The following is a 14,394-nucleotide window of genomic DNA, read 5'->3' as shown; positions in this document are numbered from 1 at the left end:
GTTCATCTATTTTAGACGAGCAAGGAGGTGTTTATACAGCTACTGTGCTTTTTTTCGCTTTAAATTGCTAGAATAAAACGGAATCGTTTTCCATTTAGGCAAATTGTGTTGAATATTTGCGACAACAACGGTCATATCATCTTGAATGTCACCGTGCCTTGTTCGGATCACTTCTTCCAAAATCAAATCGGCCACTTCCTGAGGATCCTCTGTTTTTAGCTCGCGAATTTTGCGTTTCATCCACATTTCCTTATTTTCGGCGTTGGCGCCTTCATAAATGCCATCGCTCATCATAATTAATAGATCGCCTGCCTTTAACTGTTCACTGACGACTTCAACATCGAATTCTTGCAAAATGCCGATAGGCAAATTGCTTGACTCAATCATGATGACTTGATCGCCACGTTTTATAAAAGAAGGTGTTGAAGCGATTTTTAGGAATTTTGCAGAAGCATTTTGCAAATCGATCATCGATAGATCAAGCGTTGAAAAAATATCGTCCTTCGTACGCAGTGAAAGCACCGAATTCACGGATTTAATCGCCACCGTTTCATCAATTCCGGACTGCAAGATTTTGGCGAGAAGTTGAAGTGTGTCACTGCTCTCAAAATGGGCCCTTTCCCCATTGCCCATGCCATCACTAATGGCTATGGCGTATTTGCCTGATGACAGTTCAATCGTTGAATAGCTGTCCCCCGAAACAAATGCACCGCCTTTCGCTGCATTGGCAAATCCAGTTTCCACAACATAGGCCTTGGCCGATCCGAACATGAGCGTACATAAGCCCCCAGGGTAATGGGCGTGCTCTTCTTTTTTAACGATAATCGTTTCTTTTAATATATCTGAAAGAAGCGGAGCGATGATCTTTTCTCCTTCCCCGTGCCCGCTGCATGATGATAATGTCATCTCGATGTCGGCTTGTCCGCTTTCAAGTGAATAAATATCAATCGTGTCAATTTCTAATCCGAGCCCGTAAAGCGACTCTACAATTTGATCTTCTTGGAACGCATGATGTTCCCGTTCCCTTTGGATTTCTTTTGCGAAATTGCCCATCACTTGCGACACCCCTAATAATTGGTCGGCAACAAGTCTTTGGCTTTCCGCTACTTTTTGCCGCAGCTTTACGTTCGCTTCATAAAAACTTAATTCATATTGAATGAGCTCCTTCACTTTTTTTGATTTGACGCAATGCTTGTCCCATTCGCGCTGAAACGTGAAATTTGTAGATGTTTTTTCGTAATTGTGCATCATTTGTTTCATAAAGTCATATGTTTTATCAAAGTGATTAACCCAGCAAGCTTCTTTTTTAAAACAAGTTTGGCAGCTTTTTTCGGTGACACGGCTCAAATAGTAATCGATTTCACTATTGTCTTTGCCATCCTCGTTTAGAGATGGCGCTTGAGTGAAACTGTTTGAAAGTGTTTGAAAGAGGGAAGAGAACTGTTCCACACGGTTTGCTGTGACGTCGCGTAATTTTTTTAAATATTGCTGCTGTTCCTTTGAATGTTCATTTGTCCCGGGAATATAGCGGGCAATTTTCTTAATGGCTGACTGCGGTGTGATAAGAAATAACAGAAAAGCTACAAGAGATTCCAATAACGCAGGATAGACGCTTGTTAATGTCTTTCCGCCATACATCCCAATAAGCAAAGTACCGACAATCAGCCCAATTCCAACGCCAAATTTTTTCCCTTCTTTCAGAAGTCCGCCAAGCAGACCCGAAAAAGCAAGTAAACTCATCTGGGACAAGCTTGCCACATCAGCAAGGCTTAAAATCAAACCGATGACAACACCGACCGTTGCCCCGATTGCAGCTCCCCCAATGAATGCAAGCAGCATCACGATGTATCTGGCAAAAAGATTTTCCAAAGACATGTCATAAACGGTCCACCCGATTGTTCCGGTTAAAATCGAAGCAAGTAAAATAATAAAACAAACGATCTCTTCATTACGCAACGTTCGTTTCAACGGTTTCAATGTTAAAAGCGGAATACTTTGTAAAAAGATCATCGCCAAAAGCAAACTTAGGCTCGACTCAACTGCCGCCACAATGAATTCCGTTGTCACCATACTTTGTTCGAAAGCCATAAACAAAACCCTTGAACTGAAGCCTGAGATAAGGACGAGTATTGGCAATGTTTTTAGCAAGTCCTTGCTTCGCCTCTCGATCATTTTATTCAAAAGCAAAAGAATCATAGCCCCTGTAGCTACAAATAAGCTATTTTCCAGTGAATAAAATGAAGCGCCAAGTATAACTCCAAAAAAGGTGACTTTGGCATATTCTCTTTTCAATAAAAGAATAGATGCGAAAAAGGGGATTGCAAATGGACTCATTTCATTCAAAATGACAGCTCGTCCAAGCAACAATCCAATCGCAAACACGAAAATTCCCGACTGAACAATCAACTTCTCCATCTTTACCATCAACCGCTTGAACCATAAAAATTGCAGATTAACACCTTTCATAACTGTTAAACTTCTCATTTCCCTATCATTCCTCTCACATATTTTTTCGTTCTCGTTTGGTTTACGTTTCATTAAAACATAGGATTCCTTCAATTTTTGTCAAATGAACACGGTTACATAAAAAAACTTATCGACGCGGTTCCCTATCCTTCCTGATCACCGACATTAGTTGACAGAAAATAGCGAAAAAATTATATCCGCCATTTAAAACGCGCAGACAATAAAAAAACGCATCCCAATTGGAATGCGTTTAACACGTAATGATAGCGGCGGAGGGGATCGAACCCCCGGCCTCACGGGTATGAACCGTACGCTCTAGCCAGCTGAGCTACGCCGCCATATGTTGATTGACACGAATTTGATTGTAACAAAAGATAAAGATTTTTGTCAAATAATATTTTCATATTTTAAATCATCATTTAATTTAGCGATTATTGTTGAGGCCAAAATGAACCGGAACGCTTTAACACAGCAAAAAAAGCACCGATCCCCCGGTGCTTTTTTCACCATGTATATATCAATTCAACAGCAAGCTTATGATCTTCTAGACCCTCGTCCACCTCGCTTGGAATCCGTTTGGCGTTTAAGCGTCGAGAGCCGCTCTTCGCTGTCTTTCAAAAATCGGCTTAGTTTATCCTCGAAAGTAGCGAATTGTACAGGAGAACCTCTAAATGACTTTCCGCCTTTTCGAAAGCCACCAGGTTTTGGGCCTCTTTTATACCCATCATTTTCCGGTCGCTCTGTCGCCTTTTTTATCGACAAGCCAATTTTGCCATCACTTTCAACTTGAACGACTTTCACTTCAACTTGCTCGCCAACTTTCAAATGCTCATGAATGTCCTTAACATAATTGTGAGCGACTTCACTAATGTGGACAAGGCCTGTTTTTCCATTTGGCAGCTCAACAAATGCTCCAAAATTTGTGATCCCAGTAACTTTACCTTGCAGCTTGCTGCCTACTTCAATTGACATGAAAAAAATGATCCTCCTTAAAAAAATAAACATTTTTCTTATTATACTCTTGTTAAAAACATTGTGTCAATTTGTCTCAGACTCAGGGGGCAATTTAAAAATGGTCTCTCCTTTTTTTGAAAAAAAGAAATCCCTTCTTGCAATTTCGCCGACATATTCATAGTCATTCAATTTTTTAATTTCTTCCCTCAAATCGATTTGTTCCGCGTTTACTTTTTTCAATTCCTGCTCCACCGCTTCTTTTTCTTCCAGCTTTTCATTTAACAGTTTGTTTTGCGAGAAAAAGATGGAGAAAAACGTGCCTGCAAGAATAAATGTTAACATACCGTATACTGCCAACCGGCGATAAAGGCCCCTTTGCCTGCGTTTTTGAATTTTGTCATAGACTTCACGCTCCTGCATATAGCGCGACGTCGTTTCTTGAAGTCTCCTCCTAGCACGACTCATAGAAAACCTCCTAAATCCGTCCAAACCACTTTTTAATCTTATTCTGCATGATTTTTAACAATCCTGCTACCCTTTTCACAAGATTTTTAAAAGATTTAGGAAGAAATCGCCAAATCATCTTCTGTATCCCATTTAAAGGGATCATTAAAATTTTAAAAATGAATAAGAAAATAGCAATGATCGTACTTCCAATAAACGTAATCAACATGAAAAGTAATTTTGTCGTTCCTCTTATCGGTTTTACAATAAATACATTGGATAGATTTAAAGCCACCCGGATCATGTAGTTCCCGAACCGGATAAAAGCATTTAAAAGTTTGTTATAAAACGACTGAAAAAGGGCTCGGTAAGCGGCAAACCCACAAAAAAGAGCGACAAAGATATAAAAGCGGATATCCCCTTCATTGACATACAATAATACGGTGAAAATGAGCAACCCTTGGACAACCCAAAATAAAATATCACAGAAAAACAGCACCCACGTCCAACGGTTCGGGTGCATAAAGCGGCCATACGTATCAACTGCCGCACCTATCCAGACGCCCATTAAAATCATGGATACCATCGTAAGAAACTGGACCGATAACGTCATTTAAACAACTTGCTAAAAAAGCCTTTAGCTTTATCCCCGTCGTGATCATCCAAATAAACAATATCGATAATTCTGCCGTTGATTAATACGATCCCTTGATCCACACTTAAATTTTCCATTTTTAACTGTTGCCCGCGGACTGCTAAAAACCCCATCACTGTTTCCAAAAGAAATTCTTCATTATCGAAGCTTTCGACATGCTTTACACCCGTAATTTCGAGCTGCTTTCGCCCTTTTAGGACAAGATTGTGATCTGGCTTTATATGCTTTTCATTCGCTTGTTCAAAATGGTTCCGTTCCATATGCCTTCCCCCTCTTTTCTGTTCATATATATGGGAGAAAAAACATTTTTAGAACAAGCATGCGAATACAGAAGTCGGAGATCAGAGGCCGGAAGCCAGAATGAAAAGATGAAAAGAACAAAAATTATTCTACCGGTTCTTCTTTAATCATTTCATACATGGAAGCCGCTTCTTCTTTTTTCGGCGCTTCTTTAATTTCTTTTACTTTAACTGTCACTAGCCTTTGTCCAAAGCGGATGGCAAGTTCATCGCCTTGTTTAACATTCGTCCCGGCTTTTGCAATTTGGCCGTTTACAGAAATTCTACCTTTATCACTCAGCTCTTTAGCCACTGTTCTACGTTTAATTAAACGGGAAACTTTTAGAAATTTATCAAGACGCATTCATCAATCTCCTCTTATTCCTTGTTTTTTTCTTTTTGCTTAACCTTTTTCCAAATTTCTTTCACTTCCGCCTCAGTCTTTGCATTCACATCTCCGAAGACGTGAGGATGGCGGCGAATCATTTTTTTCGTAATCGAGTCAATGACATCATCAATCGAAAAATACCCTTCATCTTCTCCAATTTGGGAATGAAGCATCACTTGAAGCAGCACATCGCCAAGCTCTTCAGCCAAATGATCCGGATCACCTTCGTCAATGGCTTCGATCACTTCATTTGTTTCCTCAATTAAATATTTCTTTAAACTCTCGTGTGTTTGCTTTTATCCCAAGGGCAGCCATTTGGCCCCCGCAATGCTGCAATCACGTCACGCAGCTTGTTAAAATCGCGATATAGCAATTCCTCATTCGTGACGGCAGGTACGAATACGGCTGTTAATTGGCTTAAGCCAATGTCGCGGTCAAGTTCATAAAGCGGGATTATGTTAACGGATTCCTCTTTGCTCCCCGCTGCTTCGACAACCGTGATTTCATAGTCATCCGGAAGAAGTTCCATTAACGTGAGCTTCACTTCGGAAGCCGTCATTTGATCGTATACTTGTGTAATAATAAGATGATTGCGAATTTGCAGCTCATTTCGATTCATACTTAATGCATCAACGATTTGGCACCCTTCAATTGGATCAATTTTTACTGCTGTAAACAGTGCATCAAGAAAACTTTGGCCACCACAAATTTCAATTTCAATGTCCGCTGCTTCTTGTTTGTTTAATAGCAGCTGAACAGTTCTTTCGGCGACAAGTGGATGACCCGGTACGGCGTAGACAACATTACTGGAACGAGATTCTCGTATAAGCGCTGCAACGATTGCGTCATACGTGTCATCGAAATTGGAATGCCGTTCATACACGCCGTCAAATGTTTGAAACGGAATGCCTTCATTTTCCAATGCAATGGCCGCTGGATGTTCTCGTGTCCGCAAAAAAAGATTGCTGCTATTTTTTAGCTTTCGATAAATGCCGATTGGCATTTGTTCAAGATCGCCGGCACCAAGGCCGATTATAGAAATGACCGGCAAAATAACACCCCCTTATTAGTGCGTGTTCAAAAGGAGGACAACGAGAGGCAAGAAGGTCGAGAAAGCGTAGCTCTGAGCACCGCAGCGACGAGCGATACTTCTATGATCCGCTGCGAGTTGCACCGAGGAAGCATGCTTCGGAGCAATGCTTGTAGACGCAGGTGCATAACTCCTTTCAATTAAATGAGGAGCGAAAGAGCAAGCTGACGAAGAGATTCGCAGCCTAAATTGAAGTTCGACTAAATACATCACGTCCTGTGATAACGTCGAACTGACTTACCTCCTGTAAGCCTCCGGACTTTTTGAACATCTTCTATTACTTGTTTTTTAGGATGGCAGTCAACTTCCCTACCTTTGGAAAATACGTTAGCTCTTCTTTCGTGAAGGTACGAAAAACGAACAACAAACTAAAGTAAGTGAGCACCGCGACAACGACAGAGGAAAGTGCAACGATTGCGGCTGCCATTCTGCCTGAACCGAGAACTGCTTCAATACCCGTTTTCCAAATGAACGTAACGATCGCCATCCCGATGGCGCTCAAAGAAATACGAATGCTGTAAAAGCGGTATCTTTTAAAAAGATTTAACTTTTTATTCACGTATAAGACGGAAAAGGCAGACATCCCGGCAAACCCGGCAACTGTTGCAACTGCCGCAGCCTCAATGCCAAATAACGGCATACATACAGTATTCATAAAGATTTTTACAAGAAGTCCGAACGAGATTATGAATAAAATCAGCCGAACTTTTCCGATCGCCTGCAGTACGGCAACTGCCGTCAATGCGACCGAACTAAACACGATCGTTATTCCAAGTATAGCAAGCATGGACGATCCGTTCGTATCTTTAAATAGCATCATATTCGTCGGTTCGATAATGACGAATAAGCCTACCGAAGCCGCTAAACCTGAAATAAAACTTATTTTTAAAGCAAACCCCGCCTTCTGGGCCGCTTCCAATAACCGATCTCTAACGATGTCCTTTACGATAAACGGGACAATAACAAGTGATAGTGACGTAGCGACTGTCAACCCTAGCTGCAGAAGGGGTTGTCCCCTGTCAAACATTCCTTTTGCCATTTTTGCTTCAACATCCGAAAACCCAGATGCTTTCAACTGATTAAAAATTGTTAGTGCATCCACGAATTGAAAGAAAATAAGGGCAAGCGAACTTACGGAAAAAATGAATCCTTCAAATAGCAGCTGCTTTATGATTTTCTTTTTTTCAATGGCTGGACGGATAGATGCCATTTTCCTGTGCTGCTTATTTCGTTTCCTTAAAAAGGATAATAAAACAAGCACACTAGCTGCACCGCCTGCAACCGAGCCGAAAGCAGCCCCTGCACCGGCTGCATATACACCGTATCCCCCGTACATAAAATAAAAACATAAACAAACGATGGCAACGACCCTGACACATTGTTCCGCAATTTGGGACATGGCGGTCGGAAGCATATTCTCTTCAGCCTGGAACATCCCCCTCAAAACGGAAATAAACGGAAGGAACAAAAACGGAAAAGAAATCATCCGGTAAGCGGACACTAGCTGCGGGTCACCGACAAATCGTGCAATGACAGGAGCCATGAAATATAAGATAAGAAATGACAAAATTCCGAGTGACGCAAGCAGCCAAAAAGCAACTGCAAGAACGTGGCGTGCTCCAGCCGGATCGCCTTTTGAAGCCCGTTCTGAAACAAGCTTTGAAATAACGGAAGGAAAACCGTACATTGCTAAAATAAAAGCGATGCCATAAAAAGGATATACTTGTTGATAAATATAATAACCGATATCGCCAGTAATGTTTTGATAAGGAATGCGGTAGCCAATGCTGAGAACTTTGGAGATAAGCGCCGCAAACGTTAATAAAACGGCACCGTCCAGTAGCCGCTTTCCGTCTTCTGCATTCATTTTGTGCACCTGCTCGATCCTTCTATTTTTGAATTACCTCCATAGTATAGCAAATCACGCCAAAACTTCCATTCCCTTATAAAAAATCGGCAAGCCTTACCGGCTTAAACAGAGGCGTAGTACACACAGAGTGCAACCGTTGCCCTTGCACTTGCTGCAAATGGAAACTTTCCTTGTGTGTTAAGAAAACCGCTGACGCGCCTTTTTTGGAGGTGAGAGGTGCGATTGGTCCAACTTTGTGTGCAAGTAAAATTTAGGCATTCTTTTAAAAGAAAGAGAGACGGCAACCACCGTCTCGATTTGTCACTGTTCCATTTGCCGCGCTAAAAAACCTGCGGCAGTCTCTGACAATTTTTTTTCAACTTCGCTCAGTGTATCGCCTTCTTTTGCAAGCATGACGACAGCACCTATTGGATCGCCATTTGCAATAATTGGGGCAATAACAAATGCTCCTTCATAGTCAGTTCCTTCGATAATCTCAGCACTTCCCTCTGATTGAAGAACTGTTTTTCTCTCACTCATGCTTTGCTCAACTGAACTGCCAAGCGCTTTGTTTAAATGTTCTTTTTTTGATCCACCGGAAACCGCGATAAAGGTATCCCTGTCCGAAATTAAAACGGTATGCCCTGAATGCTCTGACAATGATTCTGAGTATTCCTTCGCAAAATCTCCAAGTTCACTAATGGGTGAATATTTTTTCAAAATGACTTCCCCATCACGGTCAACAAATATTTCCAAAGGATCCCCTTCGCGGATTCTTAGTGTTCGACGGATTTCTTTTGGAATGACCACTCTGCCTAAATCATCGATACGTCGTACAATCCCTGTTGCTTTCATTTCTCAGATGCCTCACTTTCTCTGTTGTAAGAAGCTGGAATAGTCACGTAAAATGGTGCCAAACAAGCAAAATTCACCATTTCCTTTCCTTTATTATCCGTCGTAACGCCTGTCTTATTCACAAAAAAGAAAACACTGTGCAATTTTTTGCTTGAGATCTTATTTCAACTCGTCTGCGGTTGTTTAATCGCTGTTTTAAAGTTTTCTAAAAGTGTTAAAAGCAACCTGATGATTTCTTTATCGCTCTCGCCTTTTGTACGCAAAATGACTTTTACTTTTTTCCCTGCTGTACCAAGATGGATTCTTCGATCGATACTGCTTACGATGCCAAATAATTTTGAAGCATCAATCAGTTCGCCCGATTCCTCGGAAAACAAAATGACAAATTCCCCTTTTGACTCTTTAATTGATTCGATCCTCAGTTCTTTTGCACGGATTTTCATACGGGACATATCAAATAAATAGGCGACTTCATCCGGATAATCTCCAAATCGATCAATCATTTCATCTTGCAGGTCATCCACATCCTGTTCGTCCGACAACGCGCGGAACCGTTTGTACATATCAATTTTCTGCCGCTCATCACGAATATAACTCGAAGGAATGTAAGCGTCCATTTTCAGCTCAATTTCCACTGGCTGCGGTTTATCTGACGGCTTCTCGCCTTTCCGTTCTTCAATGGCTTCCTTGAGCATTTGTGAGTACAAATCAAAGCCCACAGAATCTATAAAACCATGCTGTTCCGCACCAAGCAAGTTACCAGCTCCACGAATGGATAAATCACGCATCGCAATTTTAAAACCTGAACCAAGCTCTGTAAATTCTTTAATCGCTTGCAGCCTTTTTTCCGCGACCTCTGTCAACACTTTATCCCGCTGGTAGGTGAAATAGGCATACGCCACACGATTGGAACGCCCAACACGCCCACGAAGCTGATAAAGCTGGGATAATCCCATCTTGTCAGCATCATAGACGATTAACGTATTCACATTCGGGATATCGACACCTGTTTCGATAATCGTCGTACTTACGAGTACATCATAATTCCCGTCAAGAAAATCAAGCATCACATTTTCAAGCTCACCCTCCGTCATCTGGCCATGTGCATGGGCGACGCGTGCCTCAGGGATGAGCATTTTGATTTGCTCTGCCATCCTTTCGATACTTTCTACACGATTATATAGAAAATACACTTGTCCTTCTCTTGCCATTTCCCGTTCAATCGCTTCACGAATCAGCGCCGCGTTGTATTCGACGACATACGTTTGGACAGGGAACCTGTTTTCCGGAGGCGTCTCAATGACTGATAAATCCCTTACGCCAAGCATCGACATGTGAAGCGTTCTAGGGATTGGAGTAGCGGTAAGTGTGAGTACGTCAATGTTTGCTTTCATTTTTTTGATTTTTTCTTTATGCTTTACCCCAAATCTTTGCTCTTCATCAACGACAAGCAAGCCTAAATCGTGAAAAACAACATCTTTTGATAGAATACGGTGAGTGCCGACGACGACGTCGATCGTGCCGTTTTTTAATCCTTTGAGCGTTTCATTTTGCTGTTTTTTCGTCCGAAACCGGCTAAGAACAGCAATATTAATGGGATGGTCGCTAAAACGCTCTCTCATTGTTTCATAGTGCTGCTGAGCTAGAATGGTTGTTGGCACAAGAAATGCCACTTGCTTGCCGCTCATAATTGCCTTAAAAATCGCTCTTAGGGCGACTTCGGTTTTTCCATAGCCTACATCCCCGCATAAAAGGCGATCCATTGGCCGCTCCATTTCCATATCTTTCTTTATTTCTTCAATTGCCCTTAGCTGATCCTCTGTTTCTTGATAAGGGAAAGACGCTTCAAATTCTCTCTGCTCCTCCCCGTCCTTATCAAACATAAACCCTTTACTAGCTTCACGCTCCGCGTACAGCTTAATCAATTCATCCGCAATATCTTCGACAGATGATTGGACGCGCTTCTTAACCCTCTTCCAATCGTTTCCTCCAAGCGAATAAATTTTTGGGACCTTCGCTTCAGAACCGACGTATTTTTGAACTTGATCGATTTGCTCAACAGGGACATAGAGCGTGTCGTTTCCTGCATATTTGATATTGAGATAATCTTTATGAATGCCGTTAATATCGAGCGTCTCAATCCCCAAGTATTTGCCAATCCCGTGATTGACATGAACGATATAGTCACCGACTTTAAGTTCAGAATAGCTTTTGATCCGTTCGGCGTTCGACATTTTTTGGGATCGTCGCTGTTTTCGGGTTCTTTTGCTAAAAATCTCTTCTTCTGTCACAACAGCAAGGCGTTGAAGCGGCAATTCAAAACCGCTTGATAGAGCGGATGTTAAAATTTGGATTGTTCCGCTTGCTAGCGGCCTCGTTCCATCAGATAGATGGGCTTCAATGCCGTAATCGTCCAAAATTCTTTCAAGCCGCTTTGCCCGCTCTTCGTTGGCGGCCAAAAAAGCAATTGAAAAGTTCCCTTTTTTCCACCTTTCAATTTCCGTCTTTAAGACGTTCATTTGCCCATGGAATTGCTGCATCGCCTTGCTGTTAGCATTGACAACATTTTGTGGGTTCGTATGTGGAATATGGCGCAAAAAGAGGGTGAAATGTATTTTGCTGTTTGCTTGATTCTGAAAAAGCGATTCAAACGAGAAAGACATCGCAAGATCAGCTACGGTTTCCCCTTGCTCAAGAACGGAAGTATGCCATTCTGCTTCTTCCTTATCCAGTTGTTGGGACATTTCTTGAATGCGGCTCGTTTCGTCAAAAACGATCATGCCATCTTCAGGCAAATAATCTAATAAACTTGCAGGTTGTTTATATAAGATAGAGATGTATTTATAGATTCCTTGAAAGGTTTCTTTATTCTCAAGTCTTTCGATCTCGTAACGAACATGCTCTGCAATGGCTTCTTTGACGCTTTTGTTTTTCACTTTTTTCAATGTTTTTTCCAGCGCTTTCGCAAGCTGTTCTTTTCCGTAATCAAAATCTTCGGGAAACAGCGGCATCTCAGAAGCAGGGCAAATTGTAATCGTGTCAATTTTTGATTGTGAGCGCTGCGTCTCTACATCAAAAAAGCGGATGGAATCAATTTCTGTATCAAAAAGCTCAATTCGAACAGGTTGTTCCTCTGTCAAAGGATAAATATCAATGATTCCTCCGCGCATGCTAAATTCCCCCGGTGTTGAAATCATCGGGGTTCGTGAATATCCACTTGCAATTAGCAAACTTAACGTTTCCTCAATTTGAAGCTCATCGCCGACTTTAAATGTCATTGTCGCCTTTTTCCATACAGACTTCGGTGTAATCATCCTTTTCACGCCTGCAATGGACGATACAACAATTCCCCGGGGGTTCTTTCCCCATTCCAACAATACTTGAAGGCGTTGGGCTCTTAGTTCAGGACTTGCAATTGCAATTTCAGATGAAATTAAATCATTCACTGGATATAAAAAAACATTTTGGCTGCCGACTATTTCTACTAAATCATCGTAAATCTTTTGCGCTTGATATAAATTATGAGTCAAAACGAGCTGTGGGCGCTTTGCTTGTTCAAAAAACGAGGCGATAAAAAGTGCCCGTGCAGAGCCTGTAAGCCCAGCGATTAACTGTTCTTGCAAACCGGCTTCGACACCGTTGATGACTGAACCCATCTCACTTCCACTCTGAAAATAGTGTCGCAATGCCAACATGAGTTATTTTTCCCCCTTCTCAGTACGAAAATGCCTATCTATTTATTCCAGTGCAACCGTCCGTAAGACCCCCACTTCAAGATTTAGAGATTTCGAAGAAGTCTAATTGGGGGATAACGGACGCTAACACCCCGGTAAGTCTCGCTTTATTGTATAAATGAATCAAGCTGGTGAAAGATTGGGTTTCGGTCCAGCGCTTCTTGACAATTTTCGCAAATGGTTTTTACCTTTACATCACCATTTTGTTCATAGGTGATCATTTCTAATCGTTCTTCATTTGTTAAAACTTGAAAGCCTAAGCTTCTTTCCTCCACTTCAATGGCATCAATTCTACCAACCTCTTGCTGGCAATGGCGGCATTCATAAACGATGGCCAATTCAAAGACCTCCTCTGTAAACTAAAAACTCCTTTTTATAGTATAAACAGAGGCGGGAAAGTCTATACAGCCGGCTTATATTAACCGTTAAACTCATTCATCACTTGAGAAAAAGGCGATCTTGCCCATTTCTCACACGCTTGGGCCGTCCGTGCGATAGCCTCATCAATGAGAGGCTGTTCATCTTTTGAAAAACGGGCGAGAACGTAATCAATTACATCCATTCGCGGATCCGGCCTTCCAATTCCAATGCGGATTCGCTTAAATTGCTCAGTCCCTACGTGTTTTATAATTGATTTAATCCCATTATGGCCACCAGCGCTCCCTTTTTGCCTGAGCCTAAGCTTGCCAGGAGCAAGATCGAGATCGTCATAAATCACGAGCAAATCCTCAAGCTCCATTCCATAGTAATCAAGCAGCGGCCTCACCGCTTCCCCGGATAAATTCATGTACGTAAGCGGCTTACAAAGCATGATTTTTTCTCCATCTATCATTTTTGTTCCATAAACAGCTTGAAACTTGTTTTTGTCGAATTCAAGTGAAAGCTTCTTTGATAAATGGTCGATGGCCATAAAACCAACATTATGCCGGGTTTGTTCATACTTCTTCCCAGGATTGCCGAGGCCAACTATTAACTTCATTCCAATCGTCCTTTCACCATAGTTAAAAAGACGTAACCGTTCGGTTACGTCAAATACATCGAGACGTGATTATTCTTCGCCTTTATTTTCTTCATTTGTTTCTTGTTCCTTTGCATCTTCAACTTCTGCTTCTCCTGAATCGCTCTCTTCTTCAACGCTAGGAGTGAGGACTGATACGATGGCTTCATCTTCATTGTTTAGAATCACGTAATCTGTTGATTTTGGTAAATCCCCAACAAGGATGGAGTCTCCAATTTGCAAACGATCGATAGAAACTTCAATGTTTGTCGGTAATTTTGCAGGAAGCGCCCGTACGTTTACTTCATACAATGAATGCTGGACAATTCCGCCTTCTTTCTCGCCCGGCGCTTCACCGACAAGCTGTATAGGTACTTCTGCATCAACCTCTACGTTCATATTTACTTTGTAAAAATCAGCATGGATAATCAAGTTTTTCAACGGATCGACTTGAAGATCGTACACCATGACCGGGTGGGCATCATTTTCAATTTCCAATGAGAAAACGCCGTTTCTTCCAACTTTTCGATACAATTTTGTGAAAGCCTGCTCGCTAATGGAAATCGCTTTGTTTTCGATTTCGTCGCCGTACACAATGGCGGGAATAAATCCCGTCCTGCGCAATTGATTCAAAACTGATTTTTTCGTTTTTCTTGGCTCTGCTTTTAAAACTTCTGTCATGTT

At 41.7% G+C, this 14,394-nt stretch carries 12 protein-coding genes, 1 tRNA gene and 1 pseudogene; all 14 read right to left on the bottom strand.

The annotated features are described in order from the left end of the window. Positions 1–39: 39 nt before the first annotated feature. Positions 40–2,484 carry a stage II sporulation protein E gene (spoIIE, locus tag DCC39_RS07780; protein ID WP_116554328.1) on the bottom strand — a complete coding sequence of 815 codons (2,445 nt, stop codon included), beginning with the start codon at positions 2,482–2,484 and terminating at the stop codon, positions 40–42. A gap of 246 nt (positions 2,485–2,730) precedes the next feature. After that, positions 2,731–2,804, bottom strand: a tRNA-Met gene (locus DCC39_RS07775). Between the two features lie 196 nt (positions 2,805–3,000). Beyond that, the gene (locus DCC39_RS07770) at positions 3,001–3,438 is read right to left on the bottom strand and encodes a S1 domain-containing RNA-binding protein (protein WP_116554327.1); all 438 of its coding nucleotides are present in this window, start codon (positions 3,436–3,438) and stop codon (positions 3,001–3,003) included. A 66-nt stretch (positions 3,439–3,504) separates the two neighbouring features. After that, the gene (locus DCC39_RS07765; RefSeq protein ID WP_116554326.1) at positions 3,505–3,885 is read right to left on the bottom strand and encodes an FtsB family cell division protein; all 381 of its coding nucleotides are present in this window, start codon (positions 3,883–3,885) and stop codon (positions 3,505–3,507) included. A 10-nt stretch (positions 3,886–3,895) separates the two neighbouring features. Then, positions 3,896–4,477, bottom strand: a complete 582-nt coding sequence (gene yabQ / locus DCC39_RS07760; protein ID WP_116554325.1) for a spore cortex biosynthesis protein YabQ — start codon at positions 4,475–4,477, stop codon at positions 3,896–3,898. Further along, positions 4,474–4,779, bottom strand: coding sequence for a sporulation protein YabP (yabP, locus tag DCC39_RS07755; RefSeq protein ID WP_116554324.1), 306 nt, complete (start codon positions 4,777–4,779; stop codon positions 4,474–4,476). The genes yabQ and yabP overlap by 4 nt, the downstream gene beginning before the upstream one ends. Before the next feature lie 124 nt (positions 4,780–4,903). Next, positions 4,904–5,161 (bottom strand): RNA-binding S4 domain-containing protein, encoded by a 258-nt coding sequence (locus DCC39_RS07750; protein ID WP_116554323.1) that lies wholly within the window; start codon positions 5,159–5,161, stop codon positions 4,904–4,906. Positions 5,162–5,187: 26 nt separating this feature from the next. After that, positions 5,188–6,236 (bottom strand): annotated as a pseudogene (gene yabN, locus DCC39_RS07745) (bifunctional methyltransferase/pyrophosphohydrolase YabN); the annotation flags it as partial. Positions 6,237–6,552: 316 nt separating this feature from the next. Further along, the gene (locus tag DCC39_RS07740) at positions 6,553–8,142 is read right to left on the bottom strand and encodes a putative polysaccharide biosynthesis protein (RefSeq protein ID WP_116554322.1); all 1,590 of its coding nucleotides are present in this window, start codon (positions 8,140–8,142) and stop codon (positions 6,553–6,555) included. A 303-nt stretch (positions 8,143–8,445) separates the two neighbouring features. Further along, on the bottom strand, positions 8,446–8,979 hold the full coding sequence (spoVT, locus tag DCC39_RS07735; RefSeq protein ID WP_116554321.1) for a stage V sporulation protein T: 534 nt from the start codon (positions 8,977–8,979) through the stop codon (positions 8,446–8,448). Between the two features lie 164 nt (positions 8,980–9,143). Then, complete coding sequence (gene mfd / locus DCC39_RS07730) at positions 9,144–12,674, bottom strand: transcription-repair coupling factor (protein ID WP_116554320.1); 3,531 nt, start codon at positions 12,672–12,674, stop codon at positions 9,144–9,146. 146 nt (positions 12,675–12,820) lie between these two features. Then, the gene (locus DCC39_RS07725) at positions 12,821–13,051 is read right to left on the bottom strand and encodes an anti-sigma-F factor Fin family protein (RefSeq protein WP_116554319.1); all 231 of its coding nucleotides are present in this window, start codon (positions 13,049–13,051) and stop codon (positions 12,821–12,823) included. An 80-nt stretch (positions 13,052–13,131) separates the two neighbouring features. Next, positions 13,132–13,692, bottom strand: coding sequence for an aminoacyl-tRNA hydrolase (pth, locus tag DCC39_RS07720; protein ID WP_116554318.1), 561 nt, complete (start codon positions 13,690–13,692; stop codon positions 13,132–13,134). Between the two features lie 69 nt (positions 13,693–13,761). Then, positions 13,762–14,391 carry a 50S ribosomal protein L25/general stress protein Ctc gene (locus DCC39_RS07715; RefSeq protein WP_165820802.1) on the bottom strand — a complete coding sequence of 210 codons (630 nt, stop codon included), beginning with the start codon at positions 14,389–14,391 and terminating at the stop codon, positions 13,762–13,764. Positions 14,392–14,394 lie beyond the last annotated feature (3 nt).

It is taken from the genome of Pueribacillus theae, assembly GCF_003097615.1.
Classification (GTDB): Bacteria; Bacillota; Bacilli; order Bacillales; family UBA6769; genus Pueribacillus; species Pueribacillus theae.
Note: the sequence above shows the minus strand (reverse complement) of the source record. Positions and strands in the feature narration are given on the sequence as shown.

Coding starts and splice junctions, on each gene's coding strand:
- spoIIE (WP_116554328.1), bottom strand. CDS start 2,484: ATGAGAAGTTTAACAGTTATGAAAGGTGTTAATCTGCAATTTTTATGG.
- DCC39_RS07770 (WP_116554327.1), bottom strand. CDS start 3,438: ATGTCAATTGAAGTAGGCAGCAAGCTGCAAGGTAAAGTTACTGGGATC.
- DCC39_RS07765 (WP_116554326.1), bottom strand. CDS start 3,885: ATGAGTCGTGCTAGGAGGAGACTTCAAGAAACGACGTCGCGCTATATG.
- yabQ (WP_116554325.1), bottom strand. CDS start 4,477: ATGACGTTATCGGTCCAGTTTCTTACGATGGTATCCATGATTTTAATG.
- yabP (WP_116554324.1), bottom strand. CDS start 4,779: ATGGAACGGAACCATTTTGAACAAGCGAATGAAAAGCATATAAAGCCA.
- DCC39_RS07750 (WP_116554323.1), bottom strand. CDS start 5,161: ATGCGTCTTGATAAATTTCTAAAAGTTTCCCGTTTAATTAAACGTAGA.
- DCC39_RS07740 (WP_116554322.1), bottom strand. CDS start 8,142: ATGAATGCAGAAGACGGAAAGCGGCTACTGGACGGTGCCGTTTTATTA.
- spoVT (WP_116554321.1), bottom strand. CDS start 8,979: ATGAAAGCAACAGGGATTGTACGACGTATCGATGATTTAGGCAGAGTG.
- mfd (WP_116554320.1), bottom strand. CDS start 12,674: ATGTTGGCATTGCGACACTATTTTCAGAGTGGAAGTGAGATGGGTTCA.
- pth (WP_116554318.1), bottom strand. CDS start 13,692: ATGAAGTTAATAGTTGGCCTCGGCAATCCTGGGAAGAAGTATGAACAA.
- DCC39_RS07715 (WP_165820802.1), bottom strand. CDS start 14,391: ATGACAGAAGTTTTAAAAGCAGAGCCAAGAAAAACGAAAAAATCAGTT.